27 protein-coding genes are annotated in these 23,000 nt (G+C 62.0%); 18 read left to right on the top strand and 9 right to left on the bottom strand.

Annotated features, from left to right (window positions below):
• Positions 1 to 30 precede the first annotated feature (30 nt).
• The 13 genes from GOW72_RS07270 (at position 31) to GOW72_RS07210 (ending at position 10,587) form a co-directional block, all read left to right on the top strand.
• Positions 31 to 1,209: a phage major capsid protein gene (locus GOW72_RS07270; RefSeq protein ID WP_170366309.1), complete on the top strand. Its 1,179-nt coding sequence runs from the start codon at positions 31 to 33 to the stop codon at positions 1,207 to 1,209.
• A 177-nt stretch (positions 1,210 to 1,386) separates the two neighbouring features.
• Positions 1,387 to 1,986 (top strand): head-tail connector protein, encoded by a 600-nt coding sequence (locus GOW72_RS07265; protein ID WP_170366307.1) that lies wholly within the window; start codon positions 1,387 to 1,389, stop codon positions 1,984 to 1,986.
• Positions 1,983 to 2,321, top strand: a complete 339-nt coding sequence (locus tag GOW72_RS07260) for a head-tail adaptor protein (RefSeq protein WP_170366305.1) — start codon at positions 1,983 to 1,985, stop codon at positions 2,319 to 2,321. The genes GOW72_RS07265 and GOW72_RS07260 overlap by 4 nt, the downstream gene beginning before the upstream one ends.
• Positions 2,318 to 2,731, top strand: coding sequence for a DUF3168 domain-containing protein (locus tag GOW72_RS07255; RefSeq protein WP_170366303.1), 414 nt, complete (start codon positions 2,318 to 2,320; stop codon positions 2,729 to 2,731). The genes GOW72_RS07260 and GOW72_RS07255 overlap by 4 nt, the downstream gene beginning before the upstream one ends.
• A gap of 20 nt (positions 2,732 to 2,751) precedes the next feature.
• Entirely contained in the window at positions 2,752 to 3,165 is a 414-nt protein-coding gene (locus tag GOW72_RS07250; RefSeq protein WP_170366301.1) for a phage major tail protein, TP901-1 family, read from the top strand.
• On the top strand, positions 3,165 to 3,485 hold the full coding sequence (locus GOW72_RS07245; protein ID WP_170358767.1) for a gene transfer agent family protein: 321 nt from the start codon (positions 3,165 to 3,167) through the stop codon (positions 3,483 to 3,485). Before GOW72_RS07250 ends, GOW72_RS07245 begins: the two co-directional genes overlap by 1 nt.
• Positions 3,482 to 3,700 (top strand): rcc01693 family protein, encoded by a 219-nt coding sequence (locus GOW72_RS07240; protein ID WP_170358769.1) that lies wholly within the window; start codon positions 3,482 to 3,484, stop codon positions 3,698 to 3,700. The genes GOW72_RS07245 and GOW72_RS07240 overlap by 4 nt, the downstream gene beginning before the upstream one ends.
• Positions 3,678 to 4,340, top strand: coding sequence for a phage tail tape measure protein (locus GOW72_RS07235; protein ID WP_005982489.1), 663 nt, complete (start codon positions 3,678 to 3,680; stop codon positions 4,338 to 4,340). The genes GOW72_RS07240 and GOW72_RS07235 overlap by 23 nt, the downstream gene beginning before the upstream one ends.
• Before the next feature lie 15 nt (positions 4,341 to 4,355).
• Positions 4,356 to 4,988: a DUF2460 domain-containing protein gene (locus GOW72_RS07230; RefSeq protein ID WP_170338102.1), complete on the top strand. Its 633-nt coding sequence runs from the start codon at positions 4,356 to 4,358 to the stop codon at positions 4,986 to 4,988.
• The gene (locus tag GOW72_RS07225) at positions 4,988 to 5,881 is read left to right on the top strand and encodes a DUF2163 domain-containing protein (RefSeq protein WP_170366300.1); all 894 of its coding nucleotides are present in this window, start codon (positions 4,988 to 4,990) and stop codon (positions 5,879 to 5,881) included. Before GOW72_RS07230 ends, GOW72_RS07225 begins: the two co-directional genes overlap by 1 nt.
• Positions 5,875 to 6,318 (top strand): C40 family peptidase, encoded by a 444-nt coding sequence (locus GOW72_RS07220; protein WP_170366298.1) that lies wholly within the window; start codon positions 5,875 to 5,877, stop codon positions 6,316 to 6,318. Before GOW72_RS07225 ends, GOW72_RS07220 begins: the two co-directional genes overlap by 7 nt.
• Positions 6,318 to 10,283: a baseplate multidomain protein megatron gene (locus GOW72_RS07215; protein ID WP_170366295.1), complete on the top strand. Its 3,966-nt coding sequence runs from the start codon at positions 6,318 to 6,320 to the stop codon at positions 10,281 to 10,283. The genes GOW72_RS07220 and GOW72_RS07215 overlap by 1 nt, the downstream gene beginning before the upstream one ends.
• Before the next feature lie 7 nt (positions 10,284 to 10,290).
• The gene (locus GOW72_RS07210) at positions 10,291 to 10,587 is read left to right on the top strand and encodes a DUF7742 family protein (protein WP_170358782.1); all 297 of its coding nucleotides are present in this window, start codon (positions 10,291 to 10,293) and stop codon (positions 10,585 to 10,587) included.
• Here the strand turns inward: GOW72_RS07210 and GOW72_RS07205 are convergent.
• Positions 10,568 to 10,906: a TraR/DksA family transcriptional regulator gene (locus GOW72_RS07205; protein WP_170366293.1), complete on the bottom strand. Its 339-nt coding sequence runs from the start codon at positions 10,904 to 10,906 to the stop codon at positions 10,568 to 10,570. The two genes, GOW72_RS07210 and GOW72_RS07205, sit on opposite strands and share 20 nt — an antisense overlap.
• 86 nt (positions 10,907 to 10,992) lie before the next feature.
• Between GOW72_RS07205 and cysE the strand changes: the two genes are divergently transcribed.
• Positions 10,993 to 11,802 carry a serine O-acetyltransferase gene (gene cysE / locus GOW72_RS07200; protein ID WP_093962389.1) on the top strand — a complete coding sequence of 270 codons (810 nt, stop codon included), beginning with the start codon at positions 10,993 to 10,995 and terminating at the stop codon, positions 11,800 to 11,802.
• A gap of 70 nt (positions 11,803 to 11,872) precedes the next feature.
• On the opposite strand, the gene GOW72_RS07195 is transcribed toward cysE, so the two are convergent.
• Genes GOW72_RS07195 through pdhA form a run of 3 tightly spaced genes read right to left on the bottom strand, consistent with a single transcriptional unit; the run spans position 11,873 to position 15,573 of the window.
• Positions 11,873 to 13,180 carry a pyruvate dehydrogenase complex dihydrolipoamide acetyltransferase gene (locus tag GOW72_RS07195; RefSeq protein ID WP_170366290.1) on the bottom strand — a complete coding sequence of 436 codons (1,308 nt, stop codon included), beginning with the start codon at positions 13,178 to 13,180 and terminating at the stop codon, positions 11,873 to 11,875.
• Positions 13,181 to 13,194: 14 nt separating this feature from the next.
• Entirely contained in the window at positions 13,195 to 14,568 is a 1,374-nt protein-coding gene (locus tag GOW72_RS07190) for a pyruvate dehydrogenase complex E1 component subunit beta (protein ID WP_170366287.1), read from the bottom strand.
• 15 nt (positions 14,569 to 14,583) lie between these two features.
• On the bottom strand, positions 14,584 to 15,573 hold the full coding sequence (gene pdhA, locus GOW72_RS07185; protein ID WP_093962386.1) for a pyruvate dehydrogenase (acetyl-transferring) E1 component subunit alpha: 990 nt from the start codon (positions 15,571 to 15,573) through the stop codon (positions 14,584 to 14,586).
• Between the two features lie 224 nt (positions 15,574 to 15,797).
• On the opposite strand from pdhA, the gene GOW72_RS07180 reads away from it, so the two are divergent.
• Positions 15,798 to 16,517, top strand: coding sequence for a hypothetical protein (locus GOW72_RS07180; protein WP_170366285.1), 720 nt, complete (start codon positions 15,798 to 15,800; stop codon positions 16,515 to 16,517).
• Here the strand turns inward: GOW72_RS07180 and GOW72_RS07175 are convergent.
• From GOW72_RS07175 to GOW72_RS07165, 3 genes are all read right to left on the bottom strand, one after another.
• Positions 16,514 to 16,813, bottom strand: a complete 300-nt coding sequence (locus GOW72_RS07175; protein WP_170338112.1) for an FtsB family cell division protein — start codon at positions 16,811 to 16,813, stop codon at positions 16,514 to 16,516. The two genes, GOW72_RS07180 and GOW72_RS07175, sit on opposite strands and share 4 nt — an antisense overlap.
• 163 nt (positions 16,814 to 16,976) lie before the next feature.
• On the bottom strand, positions 16,977 to 17,321 hold the full coding sequence (locus GOW72_RS07170; protein WP_170366283.1) for a lysozyme inhibitor LprI family protein: 345 nt from the start codon (positions 17,319 to 17,321) through the stop codon (positions 16,977 to 16,979).
• A gap of 59 nt (positions 17,322 to 17,380) precedes the next feature.
• Complete coding sequence (locus tag GOW72_RS07165; RefSeq protein WP_170366281.1) at positions 17,381 to 18,571, bottom strand: phosphoglycerate kinase; 1,191 nt, start codon at positions 18,569 to 18,571, stop codon at positions 17,381 to 17,383.
• 134 nt (positions 18,572 to 18,705) lie between these two features.
• Between GOW72_RS07165 and GOW72_RS07160 the strand changes: the two genes are divergently transcribed.
• The 3 genes from GOW72_RS07160 to GOW72_RS07150 all read left to right on the top strand — a co-directional run bounded on the left by GOW72_RS07160 (position 18,706) and on the right by GOW72_RS07150 (position 20,835).
• Complete coding sequence (locus GOW72_RS07160) at positions 18,706 to 19,212, top strand: peptidylprolyl isomerase (RefSeq protein WP_170366278.1); 507 nt, start codon at positions 18,706 to 18,708, stop codon at positions 19,210 to 19,212.
• Positions 19,205 to 19,750, top strand: a complete 546-nt coding sequence (locus tag GOW72_RS07155; RefSeq protein ID WP_170366277.1) for a peptidylprolyl isomerase — start codon at positions 19,205 to 19,207, stop codon at positions 19,748 to 19,750. Before GOW72_RS07160 ends, GOW72_RS07155 begins: the two co-directional genes overlap by 8 nt.
• A 122-nt stretch (positions 19,751 to 19,872) precedes the next feature.
• Positions 19,873 to 20,835: a DUF3179 domain-containing protein gene (locus GOW72_RS07150; RefSeq protein ID WP_170366275.1), complete on the top strand. Its 963-nt coding sequence runs from the start codon at positions 19,873 to 19,875 to the stop codon at positions 20,833 to 20,835.
• Positions 20,836 to 20,851: 16 nt separating this feature from the next.
• On the opposite strand, the gene GOW72_RS07145 is transcribed toward GOW72_RS07150, so the two are convergent.
• Positions 20,852 to 22,075, bottom strand: a complete 1,224-nt coding sequence (locus GOW72_RS07145) for an isoprenylcysteine carboxyl methyltransferase (protein ID WP_170366273.1) — start codon at positions 22,073 to 22,075, stop codon at positions 20,852 to 20,854.
• 234 nt (positions 22,076 to 22,309) lie between these two features.
• Positions 22,310 to 22,999 carry an aquaporin Z gene (gene aqpZ / locus GOW72_RS07140; RefSeq protein ID WP_170366271.1) on the bottom strand — a complete coding sequence of 230 codons (690 nt, stop codon included), beginning with the start codon at positions 22,997 to 22,999 and terminating at the stop codon, positions 22,310 to 22,312.
• Position 23,000: the final 1 nt, after the last annotated feature.

Here is a 23,000-nt window from a genome sequence, read left to right as displayed (position 1 = left end):
CCTCAACCCCCACCCAGAAAGGAAGTGCTGATGAGCAAGACCGAGACCGCGGCCTTGACCGGAGAGGGTGTGCCCCTGGTTCAGGAGGTGAAGCAGGCGATGGCTGGCTTCGTTAGTGAATTCAAGGGCCTGAAGGCTGAAGTTCAACACAAACTGCAACAGACAGAAGAGCGACTGACCATGCTGGATCGTAAATCAACCATCGCGGCGCGCCCGCATCTTGCGGCCTCGACCCTGGAGGAAGCGCCGCACCAGAAGGCCTTTGACGCCTATGTGCGCTCGGGCGATGACGATGCCCTGCGCGGGCTGGAAATCGAGGCCAAGTCGCTGTCGGCGGCCGTCAACAGCGATGGCGGCTATTTGGTCGATCCGCAGACCGCCGAGATGATCAAGTCGGTGCTGAAATCCACCTCGTCGATCCGCTCGATTGCGTCGGTCGTGAATGTAGAGGCGAATTCGTTCGACGTGCTGATCGACCACACCGATGTGGGCGCGGGCTGGGCCGATGAAACCGCGGCCGCCACCGAGACCGGCACCCCGTCGATCGACCGCATCTCGATCCCGCTGCACGAGCTGAGCGCGCTGCCCAAGGCCTCGCAGCGGCTGCTGGATGACAGCGCATTCGACGTCGAGGGCTGGCTGGCTGGCCGTATCGCCGACAAGTTCGCCCGCGCCGAGGCGGCGGCTTTCATCAACGGCGACGGCATCGACAAGCCGAAGGGCATCCTGAGCCATCCGGCGGTGGACAACGACGTCTGGACCTGGGGCAACCTGGGCTATGTGCCCACGGGTGTTTCGGGCGGCATCGACGCGGATGCGATCGTTGACGTGGTCTATGCGCTGGGCGCGCAGTACCGCGTGAACGGCACCTTCGTGATGAACTCGAAAACCGCGGGCGTGATCCGCAAGCTGAAGGATGCCGACGGCCGCTTCCTGTGGTCCGATGGCCTGGCTGCGGGTGAGCCCGCGCGCCTGATGGGTTATCCGGTGCTGATCGCCGAGGATATGCCCGATCCGGGCACCGACAGCTTCTCGATCGCCTTCGGTGACTTCTCGGCCGGCTACACCATCGCCGAGCGCCCCGACCTGCGCGTGCTTCGCGACCCGTTCAGCGCCAAGCCGCATGTCCTGTTCTATGCCACCAAGCGCGTGGGCGGCGACATCAGCGACTTTGCCGCGATCAAGCTGGTGAAATTCGGCACCGCCTAAGCGGTGACGGATCCGGGGGGCCGGTGGACCGGTCCCTCGGGCGGCGGGCGCGGGCCGGGGTGAGATCCCCCGCGTTGTCTAGCTGCTCCCCTCCGTCCGAGCAACGTGGGGCGGCACGTGCCCGCCATTTTCCAAGGATGCGGCCCCCGGAGGGGTCCGAGATTGCGGAGTGAATGGATGATGTTGATCGAAGAAACCGCCATCGCGGATGCGGCGCTGCCGGTGGATCAGTTCAAAGCGCATCTGCGGCTGGGCACGGGATTTGCCGAGATCAGCCTGCAGGACGACGTGTTGAAGGGGTTCCTGAGGGCGGCGATGGCCGCGATCGAGGCGCGCACGGGCAAAGTGCTGATATCGCGCAGTTTCACCTGGACCCTGAGCCGCTGGCGCAACGACGCGGGCGAGGTTCTGCCGGTCGCGCCGGTGACGAGTATCGACGCGGTGACGCTGACCGACGCGCAAGGCACTCAGCAGGTGGTGGCGCCCGGGACCTACCGCCTGGAGCGCGACAACCAGCGCCCTTGCCTGCGCCCAATGGGGGCTTGCCTGCCCGCCATTCCCACCGGTGGAGAGGTGACCATCGCGCTGACGGCTGGGATGGCGGCGGATTGGGGCGGGCTGCCGGCGGATCTGGGGCAGGCGGTGCTGCTGCTGGCGGCGCATTACTATGAGTATCGCGACGAGACCAGCCTGAGTGACGGCTGCATGCCCTTCGGCGTGACCAGCCTGATCCAGCGCTATCGCATGGTGCGTTTCGGCGCGGGGGTGATGCAATGAGCGCGCCCCGCCTGATCCGGCAGCTGGTGCTGGAGGCCCCGGTGCGGGTAGCCGATGGCGCGGGCGGCTATGCCGAGACGTGGGCGCCTCTGGGCACGCTGTGGGCTGAGGTGACCGCCCGGACCGGCACCGAGCGCGCGGTCGCGAATGTGCCGGTGTCGCGCGTGAGTTACCGCATCGTTGTGCGTGGCGCGCCCGAGGGGTCGTCGATGCGCCCGGCACCCGATCAGAGGTTTCGCGAGGGCGAGCGGCGCTTCGTGATCCGCGCCGTGGCCGAATACGACCCGGCCGGTCGCTATCTGACCTGTTTCGCGGATGAGGAGGTGGCGGCATGAGCTATGGCGTTTCGGCCGCGCTGCAGGCGGCTGTGTTCCAGCAACTTGTCAACGACAGGGGCATTTTGGCCCAGGTCGGCGACGCGGTTTATGACGCGGTGCCTTCGGGGACATTGCCGCAGACCTACGTCACCCTGGGTCCGGAAGAGGTGCGCGACGCCTCGGACAAGACGGGGCAGGGCACTTTGCATCGGTTCACCGTATCGGTGGTCTCGGAGGCTGCCGGCTTCGGCGCGGCCAAGACCTTGGCCGGGGCGGTGTGCGACGCGCTGGACGGGGCCGCGCTGACGCTGGATCGGGGGCGGCTGGTGGGGCTGTGGTTCGAGCGGGCCTCGGCCCGGCGCACCGGGACCGGCGGCTCGATCCGGCAGATCGACCTGAGATTCCGCGCCCGCGTGGAAGACAACTAAACAATCAATGGAGAGAGCATATGGGTGCCCAGAACGGTAAGGACCTGCTGGTCAAGGTGGACATGAACGGCACGGGTCTGTTCGAAACAATCGCGGGGCTGCGGGCCACGCGGATCAGTTTCAACGCGGAAAGCGTGGATGTCACCTCGTTGGAGAGCCAAGGCGGCTGGCGCGAGCTGCTGTCGGGGGCGGGGGGCAAGTCGGCCTCGATTTCCGGATCGGGCGTGTTCAAGGACGCCGGCACGGATGAGCGCGCGCGGCAGTTGTTCTTTGAAGGTGAAACGCCCGCCTTTCAGGTGATCATCCCCGATTTCGGCATCGTCGAAGGACCGTTCCAAGTGACCGGGATCGAGTATGCCGGCTCGCATAATGGCGAAGCGACCTATGAGATGAGCCTGGCCAGCGCCGGTGCTCTGACCTTCGTGGCGTTGTGATGGTCAATCCGTGGGCGGGAGAAGTGGCGCTGGTGGTCGATGGCCAGCGCCGGGTGCTGAAGCTGACGCTGGGCGCGTTGGCCGAGCTGGAGCAGGAGCTGGGCGCAGGGTCTTTGGTGGAACTGGTGCAGCGGTTCGAGAGCGGCGCCTATTCCAGCGGTGACGTGCTGGCGCTGATCTTGGCGGGGTTGCGCGGTGGCGGGATGGATGTGACCCGCGCCGACATGTTGCGGGCCGAGATAGAGGGCGGCCCGATGGCGGCGGCGCGGGCGGCGGCCGAGCTGCTGGCGCGGGCCTTCATGGTGCCGGGTGAGTCATGAGCGGCTTTGACTGGCCCGGCCTGATGCGTGCCGGGCTGCACGAGCTGCGGCTGACGCCGGATCAGTTCTGGCGTCTGACCCCGGCCGAACTGCGGCTGATGCTGGGGCAGGGCCGCGGGATGCCGGCGATGAACCGGGCGCGGCTGGACAGGTTGCTGGCCGCCTGGCCCGACAAGATACAAGGAGAGCGTGATGACGGATCGGGACGGGTTTGACGACCTGCAGGAGCGCGGCGAGGCGCTGGGCGATGCCCTGGGCGATGCCGCCACGATGGCGGCGGCCTTCGATGCCCAGATGAAGCGGATCAGCGCCGCTTTCGAAGAGACCGGGAAGGATGTCGCCACCCTGGAGCGGGGCATGTCGAGCGGGCTGCGCAAGGCCTTCGACGGCGTGGTTCTGGACGGAATGAACCTGTCGGACGCGCTGGACGTGCTGAAGAACTCCATGATCCGCACGGCCTATTCGGCGGCGATCAAGCCGGTGACGGATCATTTCGGCGGCATGCTGGCCAATACGGTCGGTGGCCTGGTGCAGGGGCTGCTGCCCTTTGCCGACGGCGGCAGTTTCGCCCAAGGACGCGTCATGCCTTTTGCCAATGGCGGAGTGGTCACCGGGCCGACCACCTTTCCGATGCGCGGTGCGACCGGGTTGATGGGCGAGGCCGGCCCCGAGGCGATCATGCCGCTGGCGCGCGGACCCGACGGCAAACTGGGGGTGCGCAACTCGGGCGGCGGACGGGCGGTGAACGTGGTGATGAACATCACCACACCCGACGTTCAGGGCTTTCGCCGCAGCCAGGGCCAGATCGCAGCCCAGATGAGCCGTGCCCTGGGGCGCGGAAATCGCAACCGGTAGTTTAGGGAGCAGGACATGAATTTCCACGAAGTCAGATTTCCCGCCAGCCTGAGTTTCGGCTCGGTCGGCGGCCCCGAGCGGCGCACGGATATCGTGACGCTGGCCAACGGGTTCGAAGAACGCAACACGCCCTGGGCGCATTCGCGGCGGCGTTATGACGCCGGTTTGGGGATGCGGTCGCTGGACGACATCCAGACGCTGATCGCCTTTTTCGAAGCGCGTCAGGGTCAGATGTACGGGTTCCGCTGGAAGGACTGGTCGGACTACAAGTCCTGCGCCGCCACTGCCGAATTCGACAAGGGCGACCAGGTGATCGGGCAAGGCGACGGGGTCACGACCGAGTTCCAGTTGGTCAAGATCTATGCCTCGGGCGGGGTCAGCTATGTCAGGCCCATCGTCAAGCCGGTACTGGGTACGGTCAAGATTGGGCTGGATCAGGATGAGGCCCGAGAAGGCGTCGATTTCGAGGTGGACCTGAATAGCGGTCTGATCCAATTCGTCGTCCCGCCATCCGAGGGGGTCGACGTGACCGCCGGGTTTGAATTCGATGTGCCGGTGCGGTTTGACACCGACAGGATCCAAGTCAGCGTGGCCAGCTTTCAGGCAGGCGACGTACCCAATGTTCCGGTGGTGGAGGTGCGGGTCTGATGAGCGGCGACAAGCAGGCATTGCTGACCCATCTTCAGTCCGGCATGACTACGGTCTGCCGCTGTTGGGCGATCACCCGAACCGATGGCATGTCCTTCGGGTTCACCGACCATGACCGCGAACTGGCCTTTGACGGGCTGGTTTTCAAGGCAAGCACCGGTCTCACAGCCTCGGCCATCGAACAGGCGACGGGCCTGTCGATCGACAATTCCGAGGCCATGGGGGCGCTGTCTGATGCGGCCGTGCGCGACGAGGATATCGAAGACGGCCGCTTTGACGGTGCCGTTGTCCGAGCATGGCTGGTCAACTGGGCCGCGCCGGAACAGCGCATGTTGCAGTTCCGTGGCTCAATCGGCGAGCTGCGCCGCGCAGGGGGCGCGTTTCACGCCGAATTGCGCGGGCTGACCGATCTGCTGAACCGACCCTTGGGGCGGATCTACCAAAAACCCTGTACGGCCGTTTTGGGTGACAAAGCCTGCGGCTTCGACAGGTTGACGCCCGGCTACTGGGCCGAGGCCGAGATTGCCGAGATCGACGAGGGTCCGATCCTCAGACTGCAGGGGGCGGAGGCGTTTGAGGACGGCTGGTTCGAACGTGGCCGCGTCGATGTGCTGACCGGCCGCTCTCAGGGTCTTTGGGCTTCGGTGAAGACGGACCGAAGCATCAAGATCGGGCGGGAATTGCACCTTTGGATCGCTCTGGGCTCGGGTCTGGCCGCCGGTGACCGTGTGCGGGTGCTGGCGGGCTGCGACAAGCGGATGGAGACCTGTCGGTTGAAATTCAACAACATCATAAATTTCCAGGGTTTTCCGGATCTGCCGAGCGAAGACTGGGTGATGGCCGTGCCGAAACAGGGCAACGCGAACAATGGAGGCAGCAGGCGGTCATGGTGACGGCGCAGGATATCGTGGACGAAGCGCGAGGCTGGCTGGGAACGCCCTATGTGCATCAGGCCTCGGTCAAGGGAGCGGGAACCGATTGCTTGGGATTGCTGCGCGGTGTCTGGCGATCCGTCATCGGCCGCGAGCCCGAGGCGGTGCCTACCTACAGCATGGACTGGTCCGAACCGCAGGGCGAAGAGCGCATGTGGGCGGCTGCGCGGCGCAATCTGGTCGAACGTCCGCACAACTTTCTGGCCCCTGGATGCGTGCTGCTGTTCCGGATGCGCGATGCCGGTGTGGCCAAACACCTTGGTATCGTGAGTGAAGCGGGCGCCGTGCCACGCTTCATCCATGCCTATTCCGGACATGGCGTTGTCGAAAACGCACTGAGCGACCCCTGGCGCCGCCGGGTGGTCGCCTGCTTTGAATTTCCTTTGGAGGGCAACTGATGGCGACGATAGTTTTATCTGCGGCGGGGGCTGCGCTGGGCGGATCCATCGGTGGAACCGTTGCTGGGCTGTCAACGGCCATCGTGGGCCGGGCAGTCGGCGCGACGCTCGGGCGGGTTATCGACCAGCGATTGATGAGCCAGTCGGTCATGGGTGCCGGAAGCGAGGTGGTCGAGTCTGGCCGGCTGGACCGGTTCAGACTTACGGAAACAGGCGAGGGCGCGCCGTTGTCCACCGTGTTCGGCCGAATGCGGGTCGGTGGGCAGGTGATCTGGGCGTCGGATTTCCTTGAGACCCGCAAAACCACGACGTCTACGCAGTCTGCTGGCGGCAAAGGAACGCCAAAACCAGCCGAAGTCACCACGACCACCCATAGCTACAGCTACTCGATATCACTGGCGATTGCTGTCGGCGTCGGAGAGATCGCGGACATCGCGCGGATATGGGCCGATGGGGAAGAGCTTGAGCGCAACAGTCTGAACATGCGGGTTTATACCGGTAGCCAGGATCAGCTGCCGGATCCACTGATCGAAACGATCGAAGGTGCCGGAACGGTTCCGGCCTATCGCGGCACTGCGTATGTTGTGATTGAAGACCTGCCGCTGGCGCAATTTGGCAATCGCGTTCCCCAGTTCTCTTTCGAGGTTGTTCGGCCTGATCAGAAATCCGCACCAGACTACGAATCCGAATTGCAACAGATTGTCCGGGCCGTGGCCCTGATGCCTGGCACCGGGGAATACACGCTGGCCAGCACGCAGGTAAACTATTCCAAAGGGTCGGGCCAAAGCTGGGCCGCCAACGTCAATTCGCCCTCGGGCGAGCCCGATCTGGTGGCCTCGGTGCGTGCCCTGAACAAAGAACTTCCGGGCTGCAAGGCTGCGTCACTGGTGGTCTCTTGGTTCGGAGATGACTTGCGTTGCGGCGCTTGCAGCGTTCGACCCAAGGTGATCCGCGACGACGTGGACGGCGCCAACATGCCGTGGAAAGTCTCTGGGCTGAAGCGCAAATCGGCCCAGGTCGTGCAACATGTGGACGGGCGACCGGTCTATGGCGGTACCCCGGCCGATGCGTCGGTGGTTCAGGCCATTCAACACCTCAAGGAATCCGGCAGCCGGGTGATGTTCTATCCTTTCATCCTGATGGATCAGATGCAGGGTAATGGTCTTCCCGACCCATGGTCGGAAGCCGGCGATCAGCCGCATCTGCCGTGGCGCGGCCGGATCACGCTGGACGTGGCTCCCGGGCGTCCGGTGTCGGTGGACGGAACCGCAGGTGCGGACGCTCAGGTGTCAAGTTTCTTTGGTGCAGCCCAAGCCTCGGATTTCATCATCGGTAATGGCAGCGTGACCTATACCGGCCCGGAAGAATGGAGCATGCGCCGTTTCATTCTTCACTACGCGGCGTTGTGCAAGGCCGCAGGCGGGGTCGAGGCGTTCTGCATCGGCTCGGAAATGCGTGGCCTTACCCAGATACGCGGCGCGTCCGGGTTCGCGGCCGTTGCTCAGCTGAAGGCATTGGCGGCAGAAGCGCGGCAGATACTGGGGCCAGACACCAAAATAGGCTACGCCGCGGATTGGACAGAGTATTTCGGGTACCAGCCTGCCGATGGCAGCGGTGACCGATACTTCCACCTGGACCCTCTGTGGGCAGACGAAAACATCGATTTCGTCGGGATCGACAACTACATGCCGGTCTCGGACTGGCGGGATGGTGACGAGCATCTGGATGCGCTGGATGGTGCCCGGTCAATCTACGACCTGGATTATTTGCGCGGCAACATCGAAGGCGGTGAAGGATACGACTGGTACTATCCAACGCCCGAAGAACAGGACGCGCAGATAAGGTATCCGATCGAGGACGGCGAACATGCAGAGCCATGGGTGTGGCGATACAAAGATATCCGCAACTGGTGGGCGAACTTGCACCACGAACGGATCGGAGGAGTGCGCCAAGCTGACCCGACCGATTGGATTCCGGGATCAAAGCCGATCTGGTTCACGGAATTGGGCTGTGCTGCCATAGACAAGGGAACGAACCAGCCCAACAAGTTTTTGGATCCGAAATCCTCGGAATCCGATCTGCCCAAATACTCGAACGGTCAACGCGACGATTTCATTCAGGTTCAGTATTTGAAGGCAGTTCTTGGATATTGGGCCGATCCGCAGATCAACCCGGTTTCGGACATCTACGATGGTCCGATGGTGGACGTTTCGAACGCCTATGTATGGGCGTGGGACGCGAGACCTTACCCGAAATTCCCGAACCTGCGTTCACAGTGGAGCGACGGCGAAAACTACGCCCGTGGTCATTGGTTGAACGGACGTTCTGGTGCCAGGACATTGGCCTCGGTGGTGGCCGAGATTTGTCAGGCTGCAGACGTCTCCGATTTTGATGTGTCTGCGCTGGACGGAGTCGTCCGTGGATACGTGATCGAAGATGTTTCGGACGCGCGGGCGGCCCTGCAGCCACTGATGCTGCGCTACGGATTTGATGCGATCGAGCGGGACGGTGTTCTGACATTCCGCATGAGGGCCGGGCGCCGGGCATTCGATCTGTCGCTGGATCAGGTCGCGGAAAGCCCCGAGGTCGATGGCAGGGTCCAGTACCAGCGCGAAGCCGAGGCCGAAATGGCCGGCCGCGTGCGTCTGCGTTTTGTTCAGTCGGATGCGGACCATGATGTGGTAGCGGAGGAGGCCGTGCTGCCCGATGATCGGACCCATTCTGTAGCCGTGAACGAAATGCCTCTGTCGATGACCCGCTCCGAAGGACGGCAGACGGTCGAACGCTGGCTGGCCGAGGCCCGCGTCGCGCGCAATACCGCTCGCTTTGCGCTGCCGCCGTCGCAGATGAATCTGGGCGCCGGCGACATTGTTCGACTTCCATCCTGGAATGGGGGAGCCGGTGCGCTGTATCGCATAGACAGGTTGGAACAGGCTGACATCCAGCTGGCAGATGCCGTGCGGATCGAGCCCGGGGTCTATTCGCCGTCCGATATGGCGGATGATGGGTTTGTGTCACAACCCTTTGTGGCCCCAGTCCCGGTTCTTCCGATTTTTCTTGATCTGCCACTCATTACAGGCGCCGAAGAGCCGCACGCCCCTTATCTGGCCGTCACGGCCGATCCCTGGCAAGGCAGCGTCGCCGTCTATTCCTCGGACAGCGACGAGGGCTACGCGTTGCGCGATCTGGTGACTGGTCAGGCTGTGATCGGGTTTACCGAATCCGCCTTGCCTTCCGCGAGCGCAGGGGTTTGGGATGAAGGTGAGCCGTTGCGCGTGCGCCTTGTCGATGGCGTCTTGCAGTCGCGGTCGCGTGACTCACTTCTGACCGGCGCCAACTTGGCCGCGATCGGAGACGGCACGCCCGGAAATTGGGAAGTGTTTCAATTCGCGGATGCCGTCTTGCAGGAACCCGGGGTCTATGCCCTGTCTGGCCGCCTGCGTGGCCAATTGGGTACGGACGCAGTCTTGCCCGAAATCTGGCCGGAGGGTTCCGTGTTCGTGTTGCTTGACGAGAGGGTTCTTCAGACCAGTCTGCTGCGGACCGAACGCCGAATTGCCCGGCACTACCGGATCGGGCCTGCAACCCGCGGATACGACGACGATTCTTTTGTCCATAAGGTCGAGGCGTTTGATGGAAACGGTCTGCGCCCCTACGCGCCAGTTCATCTGAAGGTCAAAAGACACGGGGGCGATGACCTGTTCACCTGGGTACGCCGAACCCGGATCGACGGCGACGATTGGGACGTGCTGGACGTGCCGCTGGGCGAGGAGTCCGAAACTTATCTGATCCGGATTCGGTCAGGTGGCGCCCTTGTTCGGGAAGAGATCGCCACGACGCCAATTTGGACCTATTCCGCGGCGGCACAGTCTTCGGACGGCGTCGCGGGCCTCTACGAGGTCGAGGTGGCGCAGGTTTCGGCCAGCTACGGGCCGGGCGCGGTCGCGAGTCTGAGTGTGGGGTAGAGGGATCATGCGCCCTGTTTTGCACGGCGATGTCAGTTCTGCGGCGCGGGTTTTGCTGACCGTGCCGCAAGCCCAGCGTGAGCGGCTGTGCGCGCGCATGATCGCCGAGGCCGAGTTGGCTGACCGTCACGTGGCCGCGACGGGTCGTTTGCATCCTGTTTACGGGAACGGAGCATTGATGGCAGCGGCACGCAGTCGCCCGCTGGCAGACGAGCCGAGCTTTAGCGACACCGAGTATTGCCGGTGTTTCGAGACGGTACTGCGCCATCTTATCCGGTTTCAACTCAACCGGCCGCGCAGCTGACGCACTTGCTGGCGGCCGGGTCCAGGTCCAGCCGTCTGCGCGGAATGTCGTCACCGCAATCCTCGCAATACCCGAATTCGCCCTCGGCCATCCGGTCGAGGGCGGCTCTCAGCCGTCGGGCTTCGAGATCTCGTCGCGTTTGTTGCGCCTTGGCCATGGCCTGATTCTGCAACGCATCCATTCGGCTGAGCCGCCCGACCGCCTGCTGGTCAAGCTCGACCACGGATTGAGCGTCCTGACCGGCGAGGGAATTGCGTTCCAATTCCTCCAGCCGGGACAGGATAAGTGTTTCAAATTCCCTGAGTTCGGACCGCTTCATTTTCTGTTGTGTTGCACATCAAGGGTTTGCGTTTGGCCTTTTTGGGCCTAGATGGCTATTCTAGGCGCAGCAGAGGATCAAAAGCCATGTTTGAAACGCGCACCCAAGTAACGTCAGTTGACCCCGTCTGGGACCGGATCACGGCCGAAGCACAGGCCGCCGTCGAAAAAGAGCCTTTGATGGGCGGACTGGTGCATGCCTGTATCCTGCACCACAAGTCTCTGGAACGTGCGTTGTCCTACAGGATCTCGGCCAAGCTGTGCTCGAACGAGATGTCGATGATGGTTCTGCGTGAAATCGTCGAAGAGGCCTATGCCGATGACAAGGCGCTGATGAATGCAGCCCGCGCGGACCTGATGGCCGTGTACGAGCGCGACCCGGCCTGCCACCGTCTGCTGCAGCCGATTCTGTATTTCAAAGGCTACCAAGCCATGCAGGCCTATCGCGTGGCCCACTGGCTGTGGCAGAAGGGCCGGCACGATCTGGCCTATTTCTTCCAGATGCGCAGTTCGGAAATCTTCGGGATCGACATTCACCCCGCCGCGAAGATCGGCAAGGGCATCATGATCGACCACGCGCATTCTATCGTGATCGGTGAAACTGCGGTTGTGGGTGACAACGTCTCGATGCTGCATTCGGTGACCCTGGGCGGGACCGGCAAGGAAGAAGAGGACCGCCATCCTAAAATCGAGGATGGCGTTCTGATCGGGGCCGGGGCCAAGGTTCTGGGCAACATCCGCGTGGGTCATTGCAGCCGCATCGCCGCCGGTTCGGTGGTGCTGCAGGACGTGCCGCCCTGCAAGACCGTGGCGGGTATCCCCGCCAAGATCGTGGGTGAGGCGGGATGTGACCAGCCCTCGATCTCGATGGATCACATGCTGGGCAAGGATCAGTAAACCTGTTCTCAGGTACGAAAAAAGCCGCCTCGGGGTCCGAGGCGGCTTTTTTGATTTTTTTTGACTTGGATCAGGCCAGCATGACCATGGGGTTTTCCAGGTTGTCCACGATGGCCTGCAGGAGCTGTGCTCCAAGCGCGCCGTCGATCACCCGGTGATCGACCGACATGGTAACCGACATCACGGTCGCCACTGTCAGCTCGCCATCTTCGCCCACGACCGGCTTCTTGGCGCCGGTACCGACGGCCAGGATGCCTGCGTGCGGCGGGTTCACGATGGCGTCGAAATTGTCGATGCCAAACATGCCCAGGTTCGAAACCGCGAAGGTGCCGCCCTGATACTCATGCGGGGCCAGCTTGCGTTCTCGGGCGCGCGCGGCCAGGTCCTTCATTTCGGTCGAAAGGGCCGACAAAGATTTGGTGTCGGCGTCCTGCAGGACCGGGGTGAACAGCCCGCCTTCGATCGCCACGGCCACGGCAACGTCCGAAGGTTTCAACTGCAGAACCCGGTCGCCCGCCCATACGGCGTTGCACTCGGGCACCTGCTGCAGCGCGTTGGCGACGGCCTTGATGATGAAGTCGTTGACGCTCAGTTTCACGCCGCGGGCTTCCAACTGCTTGTTCAGCTGGCTGCGGAATTTCAGCAGCGCGTCCAGCTTGATGTCGCGGCGCAGGTAGAAATGCGGGATGGTCTGCTTGGCCTCGGCCAGGCGGGCGGCGATGGTCTTGCGCATGCCGTCCAACTTGACCTCCTCGTACTCGCGCCCTTCGTACATGCGGGCCACCATGTCGGCCGAGGGGCCTGCAGGAGCAGCGGCAGGGGCCGGCGCCGCGCTTGCCGAAGCAGCCGGTGCCGCTGCCGAAGCGGTTGCGCCTTCGACATCCGCTTTGACGATGCGGCCATGCGGGCCCGAGCCCTTGATCTGCGCCAGGTCCAGACCCTTTTGGGCGGCAATGCGACGGGCCAGCGGCGAGGCAAAGATGCGACCGCCATCGGCCTTGACCGGAGCCGCCGGAGCCGGAGCAGCAGCGGGCGCCTCGGATGCCGCAGGGGCGGCAGCCTCGTTGCCCGCGTCGGCTGCGGGCGCAGCCTCGGGTGCCTTGGTCGGGGCCGCGGCGATGTCATCGGCGCTTTCGCCTTCTTCCAGCAGCACGGCGATGGGGGTGTTCACCTTGACCCCCTCGGTGCCTTCAGGAACCAGGATCTTGCCGACGACGCCTTCGTCAACGGCTTCGAACTCCATCGTGGCCTTGTCGGTTTCGATCTCGGCCAGCAGGTCGCCGGAGGAGACAGTGTCGCCTTCCTTGACCAGCCATTTGGCGAGCGTGCCTTCCTCCATGGTCGGCGAAAGGGCGGGCATCAGAATTTCGGTGGGCATCTGTCAGTCGCTCCTTACCGATAGGTCACTTGTTTGACGGCGGCGATCACCTCGTCGGTGGTAATCAGCGCCAGCTTTTCCAGGTTCGCCGCATAGGGCATGGGCACGTCCTTGCCGGTCAGCGTGATGACGGGCGCGTCGAGATAGTCGAACGCTTCCTGCATAACCACGGAACTGATGTAGCTGCCGACCGAGCCTTGCGGCCAGCCTTCTTCCACGGTGACCAGCCGGTTGGTTTTCATCACCGAGTTGATGATCGCACCGGTGTCCATCGGGCGGATGGTGCGCAGGTCGATCACCTCGGCGCTGATGCCATCCTCAGCCAGCTTGTCGGCGGCTTCCAATGCGTATTGCATACCGATCCCAAAACTGACGATGGTCACATCGGTGCCTTCGCGCCAGATGCGGGCCTTGCCCAGCGGCACGGTCAGATCATCGACCTGCGGCACGTCGAACGAGCGGCCATAGAGGATTTCGTTTTCGAGGAACACGACCGGGTTGGGATCGCGGATGGCCGATTTCAGCAGACCTTTGGCATCGGCTGCCGAATAGGGCATCACCACCTTCAGGCCCGGGATCTGCATGTACCAGGCGGCATAATCCTGGCTGTGTTGTGCGGCCACGCGCGCGGCAGCGCCGTTGGGGCCGCGGAACACGATCGGACAGCCCATCTGACCGCCGGACATATACAGCGTCTTGGCAGCAGAGTTGATGATCTGGTCGATCGCCTGCATGGCGAAGTTGAATGTCATGAACTCGACGATCGGCTTCAGGCCTCCAAAGGCGGAACCCACGGCAATGCCGGTAAAACCATGCTCGGTGATCGGCGTGTCGATCACGCGTTTTGCGCCGAATTCGTCCAGCAGGCCCTGGCTCACCTTGTAGGCGCCTTGGTATTCACCGACTTCTTCGCCCATCAGGTAGACGTCTTCGTCCGAGCGCATTTCCTCGGCCATCGCGTCGCGCAGAGCCTCGCGGACCGTCATCGATTTCATCTCGGCATCTGCTGGCCAGTCCGGCGACAGGTCCACGGTTGGCACGGCCGGTGCAGCAGGGGCAGGAGCGGGGGCCTCAACCGCCGCCGGGGCGGCTTCGGCCTCCGCTGCGGCTGCGGGGGCAGTCGCGGTCACGGTCGAGGCGTCTTCGCCCTCTTCGACCAGGATCGCGATCGGCGTGTTGACCTTCACGCCTTCGGTGCCCTCGGCAATCAGGATTTTGCCGACGATGCCTTCATCGACGGCTTCGAACTCCATCGTGGCCTTGTCGGTTTCGATCTCGGCCAGAATGTCGCCAGAGCTTACGGTGTCGCCTTCCTTGACCAGCCACTTGGCCAGTGTGCCTTCCTCCATGGTCGGCGAAAGGGCGGGCATGAGAATTTCGGTTGCCATGTCTTATTCGTCCTCTCAGGCGTAAATGTCGGTCCAGAGCTCGTCCAGCGACGGCTCGGGGCTTTCCTTGGCGAACTCGGCGGCCTGGTTGACGACCTCCTTGATTTCCTTGTCGATCGCCTTCAGGTCATCCTCGGTGGCGTGCTTGCCGGTCAGCAGCAGCTCGCGCACGTGTTCGATCGGGTCGCTCTGCTCGCGCACCTTCTGCACCTCTTCGCGGGTGCGGTACTTGGCGGGATCCGACATCGAGTGTCCGCGGTAACGGTAGGTCTTGACCTCGAGGATGTAAGGGCCCTTCCCAGCCCGGCAGTGCGCCACGGCCTTTTCGCCGGCCTCTTTCACTGCCAGCACGTCCATTCCGTTGACGATTTCGCCCGGGATGCCGAACGCCTCACCGCGGTGATAGATGTCCTTGGTCGAGGTTGAGCGCGATTGCGCCGTGCCCATCGCGTACTGGTTGTTCTCGATCACGAAGACCACCGGCAATTGCCAAATGGCCGCCATGTTGAAGGTTTCATAGACTTGACCCTGGTTCGCTGCACCGTCACCGAAATAGGTAAAGGTCACGCGGCCGTTGTCTTTGTACTTGTCTGCAAAGGCAAGGCCCGCACCCAGCGGAACCTGTGCGCCGACGATTCCATGGCCACCGTAGAAATGCTTTTCTTTTGAGAACATGTGCATCGAGCCGCCCTTGCCCTTGGACAAGCCGCCTTCGCGTCCGGTCAATTCAGCCATGACGCCGCCCGGATCCATGCCGCAGGCCAGCATATGGCCGTGGTCGCGGTAGGAGGTGATGCGCTTGTCGCCATCCTCGGCCGCAGCTTCGAGCCCCACGACGACGGCTTCCTGACCGATGTAGAGGTGGCAGAAACCGCCGATCAGACCCATGCCGTACAGTTGACCGGCCTTTTCCTCGAATCGGCGGATCAACAGCATCTCGCGGTAGTAGGTTTTGAGTTCTTCCGCAGAAACATTTGGTTTCTTTGTGGTTTTTCGCGCAGCCATCGTGGCGACCTCTCCCTTCCGGCAAGATAGTTTAGCGTTAAACTATCTCATAAAGCATTTCGTGCTTTCTGGCGAGCGGAAATGTGACGCAGCGTCCTGGACCGGATGGGAGTATCTGTTTCCACCCGAAATCCGGCAGGTTTTCGCCTTTTGGTTCGCCCTATGCACGGTTAGTATGCTTCCACTGGCAGGCAATTTTGAACGGGCGTCGGAGACAGATTAGCATGATGATCCTCAGAGAGCCGAAGCTGGTTTTCTTAAAAACGAAGAAAACCGCCGGATCATCCATCGAAATTGCACTCAGCGCGAAGCTGCAGGACGGAGATTTCGCAACACCGTTCGGCAAGGAAGCCGAACTTCAACGTCCGGGGAAGCAATACATCGTCCGCCGGTTGGTTAAGCTTTTGCGGGACAGAGCCAAAGGCGAAGTGCAGGCCCGGTATCCCCACAATGGGATCGGCGTGGTCAATCGGTATCTGTCCGATATTGCGGAGGGCTGCAGCAGCATTTGCGTCGAGAGAAATCCCTGGGACAAGGCTGTCTCAGCGTTCTATTTCTGGATGCATCAACGCGGAACACAGATCAACGACGCAAACGCACTGTTCCTGAGCTTTTGCCGGACTCGCCTGAAGTTCTTCTCTGACTTCCATCTTTATTCTGAGGGCGGGGAGATCGCGGTTGATCGGGTGTTGCGATACGAAAGCCTGGACAGCGATCTGGCGCAGGTGCTCGATGACTTCGGCCTTGGCGATGTCAGTCTCGGCGACAAGCGTTTGAATTCCGGCATTCGGAAATCAACGCAGTTCGATGTTTTCTACGGCGAAAACTGGGACGGCGAAGCCGTGGACCTGGTGGCTGACCTGTTCCGACGGGAAATCGACGCTTTCGGATATCAGTTGCCAACTACAGAGGAACCCGGGGCGGTCAGGCAAACAGCTAGTTAGCGGATGACGATTTCATCAGCCCGGATCATTCCCAAAACGGTTCGGGCCTGTTGATCCAGCAGGTCGAGATCCAGGTAGGTGTCCGAAAGGCGTCGGGTCAGGTTTTCCATCCGAGCTATGTCGGCGTTCAGCGCCGCAAGGTCGCGTGACAGAGCGTCCCGCTCCGCTGAAATCTCGATCCGTCGGAACAGGCCGTAGTCGCCCTGAACGGCAGCAAAGGTGAAATAGACACCCAGCATGAAGGCCACCGAAAAGAATGCGACTGCGCCCAGACCGGGCCGATTGGAACGGGACACTCTGTTAACCGCCGTATGAATACTGCCTCAAAAACGTGCCCTTTGCGGGCATCTGTCGGCACTATGTCACAGGTGATTCGGGTTGTGAATCCCCCGATTCGCACTTTTTGCAATTCGACGAAAAAAGTGATGCTCGAAGAGCCATGACCGCGTAGGTATCCGCTCAACGCAAAGCGGACAGTTCCTGATTTCGATTCCGGGTCTGTTCTTCCATGCAAGACCAATAGAACATTTGCGCGGCACTGCCATCGCTTTTGAGTTCGGGGTCACAAGTTGCGTCCCTGCGTTTCAACCAAGCGCGCTGTTCGTTCAACAAAGCCTCACCGTTTCCGCGCCTGTCCGCCGCTGATTTGACCTCTTTCCAGAGGCGGTTCAGTTCTTTATCAGCGATTTCCCATTTCTCTTTGGCACAGAAAGTGGCGTCGATCTGAGTTTGACCGGCGCAATGGGACTGCGCGCCAGAAACACTGGGCAAGAGGATAACAGCAAACGTGGCAACGGCTTTCATGGCCCATCTCCCGGTCTGTGAGAGAATACCACGAATGCCGATCGCCAACTAGAATGGCGTTATTGGGCCAGCGCTGCCACACCGGGCAGAGTTTTGCCCTCCATCCATTCCAGGAACGCACCGCCGGCGGTCGAGATGTAGGTGAAGTCCTGCGCGGCACCCGAGGCGTTGAGGGCTGCAACCGTATCGCCGCCACCGGCGACCGACACAAGTTTGCCCGCCCGCGTCAGTTCTGCGGCTTTCAATGCAGCGGCATTTGTCGCCGCGTCGAAGGGTTCCAGTTCGAATGCCCCCAATGGGCCGTTCCAGATCAGAGTCTTGCTCTGTTCGAAGATGGTGCAGATTGCGGCGACGCTGTCCGGCCCGGCGTCCAGGATCATCGAATCTGCGGGGCACTTGTTCGCTGGGACGACCTTGTGTGGGGCGTGTGCTTCGAATTTCTCTGCAACGACAACATCGCTGGGCAGGACGATCCGGCAGCCTGCCTTGTCTGCTTTTGCCATGATTTCGGCTGCGGTATCGGTCATCGCGTGCTCGGCCAACGATTTACCAACGTCCAGCCCTTTGGCCAGCAGAAAGGTGTTGGCCATGCCGCCGCCGATGATCAGGTTGTCGACCTTCTCGATCAGGTTGCCCAGCAGATCTAGCTTGGTTGATACCTTGGCCCCACCGACCACGGAGGTCACCGGACGCTGAGGGTTGCCCAGAGCGGCTTCGAGTGCGCTGAGCTCTGCCTGCATCAGACGCCCGGCGCAGGAGGGCAAAAGGCGCGCCAGTGCCTCGGTCGAACTGTGCGCCCGATGAGCCGCCGAGAAAGCGTCATTGCAGTAGATGTCGCCCATCTTGGCCATACCTTCGGCCAAGGTCATGCTGTTCTGGGTCTCTTCGGCGTGAAAGCGGGTGTTCTCCAGCAGCAAGACCTCGCCGTCACCCTGGTTTGCGGCAGCGATTTCAGCCTCGTATCCGACGCAATCCTCTCCGAAACGGACCTTGGTTCCAAAGGCGGCTTCCAGCGCGGGCACCAGCTGTTTCAGCGACAGGTTCTGTCGACGCTCACCGCCGGGCCGGCCGAAATGGGCCAGCAGGATGGGTTTGCCGCCAGCGGCCAGAATGTCGCGCACCGTGGGCACGATCCGCTGGATCCGGGTGTCATCGGTCACGGCGCCATCCAAAACCGGGACGTTGATGTCCACGCGCACAAGAACGCGTTTGCCCTGCAAATCCATGTCGTCCAGAGTTTTCCAGCCCATCGTGTCATCCTCGCCGTTGTCACCACGCGTAAGCGGTTCTTTTCCTGCATTTTGCCCTCAGGTCAATGCGTCACTTGGCTTTCGCGCGTCCGGCGCATAGGTATTTGCGCAAATCAATTCCACAGGAGGGCCCCATGGCCGAGATCAAGGATCCCGAAAACACCATCATCATCGAGCTGAAGGACGGTAACGTCGTCATCGAACTGCTTCCCGACGTCGCGCCTCAACACAGCGAGCGCATGAAGGAACTGGCGCGCGCGGGCGAGTATGACAACGTGGCCTTTCACCGGGTGATCGACGGCTTCATGGCGCAGACCGGCGACGTGCAGCACGGCGACATGGAAGACGGCTTCAATATCCGTATGGCTGGCACTGGCGGGTCGTCCTTGCCGAACCTTCCAGCCGAGTTTTCCAAGCTGCCGCATGACCGGGGCACCGTGGGTGCCGCTCGTTCGGCCAACCCGAACTCGGCCAACTCGCAGTTCTTCATCAACTTCAAGGACAACCATTTCCTGAACGGCCAATACACCGTCTATGGCCGCGTGATCGAGGGGATGGAGCATGTCGACGCCATCACCCGCGGCGAGCCGCCCGCGAACCCCGACCGCATGATCAGCGTCAAGGTGGCCGCCGATGTATAAGCTGGCCGCCGTTTTTACGTTGTTGGCCAGCCCCGCGCTGGCCGCAGGCCTGCAGATTGAAGTCGAGGGCGAGGCCAACGGCACGATCACGATCGACCTGTTCGAAGACGTCGCGCCCAAGCATGTCGAGCAGATCACCGCTCTGGCGGCCGAAGGCAAGTATGACGGGGTGGTGTTCCACCGCGTGATCGAGGGGTTCATGGCACAGACCGGGGACGTGGAATACGGTAAACTGGGCAGCGACATGCGTCGCGCCGGTACCGGCGGTTCAAACCGTCCGGACCTGCCAGCCGAGTTTTCCGAAGTTCCGTACGAGCGCGGCATCGTCGGAATGGCTCGCGCCAGCGATCCAAACAGCGCAAATTCGCAGTTTTTCATCATGTTCGAACCGGCCCCAACCTTGAATGGCCAGTACACGGTGGTGGGCAAGGTGACCGATGGCATGGACGTTGTTGATGCGATCAAACGCGGCACAGGCCCGAACGGCGCTGTGGTCGGTCAACCGGACGTCATGACCAAGGTGACCGTCACCGAATGATCCCTAGACCCGGCGCGGATTGCGCGCCGGGTTGTCCGCGCACGGCGCTTCACGTCCCTGTGTAAGGGGCTTGGCCCGGCCGCGCGGCCTGACGCACGATGGCATGTATCCAAAGGTGCCTCATGCGATGCCGTCTGTTTGCCCTTCTGCTGTTCTGCGCAACCGCGGTGTCCGCGGACCCGAACCTGTGGCGCGACGAATGGCCCAGAACCGATTTTGCGGTCACCTCGATCGGTGACTGGTCTGAGGTCCGGTCCGGCGGACCGCCGAAAGACGGCATCCCTGCCATCGACAAACCCGAGTTTGTCCCAGCTTCGGCGGAAACCGGGCTGGGGCTGACCGAGGCCGTGATCACGGTGGAACTGCCCGGTACGCGTCCGCGCGCCTATCCCCTGCGTTACTTGATCTGGCATGAAATCGTGAATGATCGGATCGGCAACCGTCCAGTCGCGGTTACCTATTGTCCACTGTGCAATTCGGGGCTGGTTTTTGATCGGCGTATCCCGGGACGGGTGCTCAGTTTTGGCGTGTCTGGCAAGCTGCGAAATTCGGACATGATCATGTATGACCGCGAAACCGAAAGCTGGTGGCAGCAAGCCACCGGCGAGGCGATCGTGGGCCAGTTGACCGGTGCTCAGTTGACAGCGCTGCCAGCGTGGATGGAAGGGTGGGATCAGTTCCGCAAGCGCAATCCCGACGGTCTGGTGATGGCCGAGCCGAATTTTGCGCGGGACTACGGGCGCAACCCTTATCGCGGGTATGACAGCGCGCGCAGACCGTTCCTGTATGACGGCGCGCTGCCTCCGCATGGTATTCAACCGCTCGAACGGGTGGTGCGTGTCGGTGAGCGGGCCTGGCCTCTGACGCGATTGCGTGCGGCTGGGCGATTGTCAGAAGCAGGCGTTGTCATCGTTTGGTCGGCGGGGCAGTCTTCGGCTCTGGACGCCGGGCGCGTCGACAAGGGACGCGACATAGGATCGATCCGCGTCACGGATGGTGCCGGACGGGATGTCGTGCATGATGTGATGTTCGCGTTTGCCTTCCACGCCTTCTGGCCCGACGGCATCTGGATGACAGGGCGTTGACCCGCACGCCGCGCGATCAATTCACCTGTCTGGCAACGCTCCGGGTCCAGCCGCTCAGGCCGCGCCGGATGCGGACCAGAAGACCGTATTCGTTCACGTGCTTTTTGTAGGCTCGGTAGGACGGCGCGCGTGACAGGCAGCGCTCTTCGTGCCAGGCCCGTGCGAAATAGATCAGGTTCACACCCAGCAGGGCCAGACAGTTGGCCAGGCCTGCCCAGAAGTCGACCGCGATGAACGGGATCGAAATCATCCACCAGGTGATGTTCTTGCTGATGTAGGACGGGTGTTTGCTGATGTTGTAGGGAAAGTCGCAGGCCAGCCCGCGATAGGTCAGGTTCGAGAACCGCAGACCCATGCGCGCGGCGGTCAGACAATAGACCGCCAGGAAGAACAGGATGGTGCCGCCCCACAATCCGTAGAGGACAGGGTAATCCCACAGCCAGACACCCCAGGCGAAACCATCCTCGACATAGTTGAAATAGCTGCGCGACAGCAGTTGCCAGAACGGGGCATAGCAGATCACGCAGACCAGCCATCCGCTCACCGTCGTCTCGGTCCAGCGAATATGAGAGGTCAGAAGCCGGGTGGCGGTGGCATAGCCGATGGTGACGATTGTCAGGTCCAGAAAGAAGGCAAAGCGGTAGAGATATGCATAGACCTGCTGAAAGTCCTGCGCATCCCACAGCGAACGGGTCTGCAGAAAGCTCCAGTCATAAACCAGATAGCAGAACATCAGTGGCAGAAAGAACCCTTTGACGCCCAGCCCAAGAAGGAAGGATTTCAACTCGCGGGCCCCGGTGGATTGGCGACCAAAAGACAAAACCACACGTCCCAGATGCCACATGCCGTCGCGAGGATGCCGCATCGAGAAATGAACCGCCGTGACAACGGAAAGGACAATCGCAAGGATCAGCGGCCAGTAGTCGCCGAACAGCGAAAAGAACGGCTGATACCATTCATCCCGGTAGAGGTCGGCGGTGGAGTAGAACAGCGCAAGCAGCACAAGACTGGCCGCCAGACCAATAAGTTTGATCCAGAAATCAGCCAGATACGCCGGGTCTTTGAAGTTTTCCGGGTTGTAGACCAAGCCGCTGCCCGGCTTGCGATGAATTCGTGCTATGAAAATCTCGGATAGGGCCAGAATGGCAAAGATCGTCAGAGCGAACAGAACAGTCTGATCCCGATCAGAGACCGCGCCGAGGTCTGGCCAGAAATAATGAACCAGCGGAATACTGGCCATCGCAATCCATGCGGTGGATGCGGGAATTGCGGAAGCGGGGCGCCGGAACTTTGGCCAGGAAATCATGATCAGGTCTTTCACAGAGTTCTGCGAATTCTGGCGGTTCGTTCCGGAAATTCAACCACCCTGACCCGACCGGTCGAATTCTTGCCGCGGGTGTGGCCCACACAACCGGAAAACAGGTTCCCCTCCCGGCGTGGGCCGGGAGGGGTTTTTCATTAGTAGGACGGGTTCCTATTCGTCCGAGGCCATCATCTTCCAGATCGCGGCCCCCAAAGCGCCACCGATCAGCGGGGCGACCCAGAACAGCCACAGCTGCGCCAAGGCGGGGCCATCGGCAAACAGCGCCACCCCGGTCGAGCGGGCCGGGTTCACCGACGTATTGGTGACCGGGATCGAAATCAGGTGGATCAGCGTCAGCCCAAGGCCGATGGCGATAGGGGCGAAGCCGGCCGGTGCTTTTTCCGACGTGGCGCCCAGAATGATGATAAGGAAGAAGGCGGTCAAAACGATCTCGATCACCAGCGCCGACATCATCGAATACCCTTCGGGCGAGGCCTCGCCATACCCGTTCGAGGCAAAACTGCCAACGCCTTCGAAGCCGGGTGCGCCGCTCACGATCAAGTACAGAACGGCTGCGGCCAGTATCGCTCCAAGCACCTGCGCAGCCCAGTAGGGCAGCAGATCTTTGGACGGGAAACGCCCACCGATCATCAGTCCGAGGCTGACGGCGGGGTTGAAGTGACCGCCCGATATGTGGCCGACCGCAAAGGCCATGGTCAGGACCGTCAGGCCGAAGGCGAACGACACGCCCAGCCATCCGATGCCCACATCGGCGACCCCGGCAGCCAGCACCGCGCTGCCACAACCGCCGAGAACCAGCCAGAACGTGCCGAAGAATTCGGCCATCAGTTTTGCTCGCATG

This window comes from Ruegeria arenilitoris, assembly GCF_013032855.1.
GTDB classification, from domain to species: Bacteria; Pseudomonadota; Alphaproteobacteria; order Rhodobacterales; family Rhodobacteraceae; genus Ruegeria; species Ruegeria arenilitoris.
The sequence above is the reverse complement of the archived record's forward strand: the minus strand, read 5'-3'. Positions and strand labels throughout refer to the sequence as shown.

Excerpts from the sequence above, each read along its gene's own strand:
- GOW72_RS07245 (WP_170358767.1), top strand. The coding sequence starts at position 3,165 with ATGGTCAATCCGTGGGCGGGAGAAGTGGCGCTGGTGGTCGATGGCCAG.
- GOW72_RS07190 (WP_170366287.1), bottom strand. The coding sequence starts at position 14,568 with ATGGCAACCGAAATTCTCATGCCCGCCCTTTCGCCGACCATGGAGGAA.
- GOW72_RS07145 (WP_170366273.1), bottom strand. The coding sequence starts at position 22,075 with ATGGCCAGTATTCCGCTGGTTCATTATTTCTGGCCAGACCTCGGCGCG.
- GOW72_RS07265 (WP_170366307.1), top strand. The coding sequence starts at position 1,387 with ATGATGTTGATCGAAGAAACCGCCATCGCGGATGCGGCGCTGCCGGTG.
- GOW72_RS07170 (WP_170366283.1), bottom strand. The coding sequence starts at position 17,321 with ATGAAAGCCGTTGCCACGTTTGCTGTTATCCTCTTGCCCAGTGTTTCT.
- pdhA (WP_093962386.1), bottom strand. The coding sequence starts at position 15,573 with ATGGCTGCGCGAAAAACCACAAAGAAACCAAATGTTTCTGCGGAAGAA.
- GOW72_RS07165 (WP_170366281.1), bottom strand. The coding sequence starts at position 18,571 with ATGGGCTGGAAAACTCTGGACGACATGGATTTGCAGGGCAAACGCGTT.
- GOW72_RS07205 (WP_170366293.1), bottom strand. The coding sequence starts at position 10,906 with ATGAAGCGGTCCGAACTCAGGGAATTTGAAACACTTATCCTGTCCCGG.
- GOW72_RS07250 (WP_170366301.1), top strand. The coding sequence starts at position 2,752 with ATGGGTGCCCAGAACGGTAAGGACCTGCTGGTCAAGGTGGACATGAAC.
- aqpZ (WP_170366271.1), bottom strand. The coding sequence starts at position 22,999 with ATGCGAGCAAAACTGATGGCCGAATTCTTCGGCACGTTCTGGCTGGTT.
- GOW72_RS07150 (WP_170366275.1), top strand. The coding sequence starts at position 19,873 with ATGCGATGCCGTCTGTTTGCCCTTCTGCTGTTCTGCGCAACCGCGGTG.
- GOW72_RS07180 (WP_170366285.1), top strand. The coding sequence starts at position 15,798 with ATGATGATCCTCAGAGAGCCGAAGCTGGTTTTCTTAAAAACGAAGAAA.
- GOW72_RS07270 (WP_170366309.1), top strand. The coding sequence starts at position 31 with ATGAGCAAGACCGAGACCGCGGCCTTGACCGGAGAGGGTGTGCCCCTG.
- cysE (WP_093962389.1), top strand. The coding sequence starts at position 10,993 with ATGTTTGAAACGCGCACCCAAGTAACGTCAGTTGACCCCGTCTGGGAC.
- GOW72_RS07155 (WP_170366277.1), top strand. The coding sequence starts at position 19,205 with ATGTATAAGCTGGCCGCCGTTTTTACGTTGTTGGCCAGCCCCGCGCTG.
- GOW72_RS07160 (WP_170366278.1), top strand. The coding sequence starts at position 18,706 with ATGGCCGAGATCAAGGATCCCGAAAACACCATCATCATCGAGCTGAAG.
- GOW72_RS07240 (WP_170358769.1), top strand. The coding sequence starts at position 3,482 with ATGAGCGGCTTTGACTGGCCCGGCCTGATGCGTGCCGGGCTGCACGAG.
- GOW72_RS07225 (WP_170366300.1), top strand. The coding sequence starts at position 4,988 with ATGAGCGGCGACAAGCAGGCATTGCTGACCCATCTTCAGTCCGGCATG.
- GOW72_RS07230 (WP_170338102.1), top strand. The coding sequence starts at position 4,356 with ATGAATTTCCACGAAGTCAGATTTCCCGCCAGCCTGAGTTTCGGCTCG.
- GOW72_RS07220 (WP_170366298.1), top strand. The coding sequence starts at position 5,875 with ATGGTGACGGCGCAGGATATCGTGGACGAAGCGCGAGGCTGGCTGGGA.
- GOW72_RS07260 (WP_170366305.1), top strand. The coding sequence starts at position 1,983 with ATGAGCGCGCCCCGCCTGATCCGGCAGCTGGTGCTGGAGGCCCCGGTG.
- GOW72_RS07215 (WP_170366295.1), top strand. The coding sequence starts at position 6,318 with ATGGCGACGATAGTTTTATCTGCGGCGGGGGCTGCGCTGGGCGGATCC.
- GOW72_RS07255 (WP_170366303.1), top strand. The coding sequence starts at position 2,318 with ATGAGCTATGGCGTTTCGGCCGCGCTGCAGGCGGCTGTGTTCCAGCAA.
- GOW72_RS07195 (WP_170366290.1), bottom strand. The coding sequence starts at position 13,180 with ATGCCCACCGAAATTCTGATGCCCGCCCTTTCGCCGACCATGGAGGAA.
- GOW72_RS07235 (WP_005982489.1), top strand. The coding sequence starts at position 3,678 with ATGACGGATCGGGACGGGTTTGACGACCTGCAGGAGCGCGGCGAGGCG.
- GOW72_RS07210 (WP_170358782.1), top strand. The coding sequence starts at position 10,291 with ATGCGCCCTGTTTTGCACGGCGATGTCAGTTCTGCGGCGCGGGTTTTG.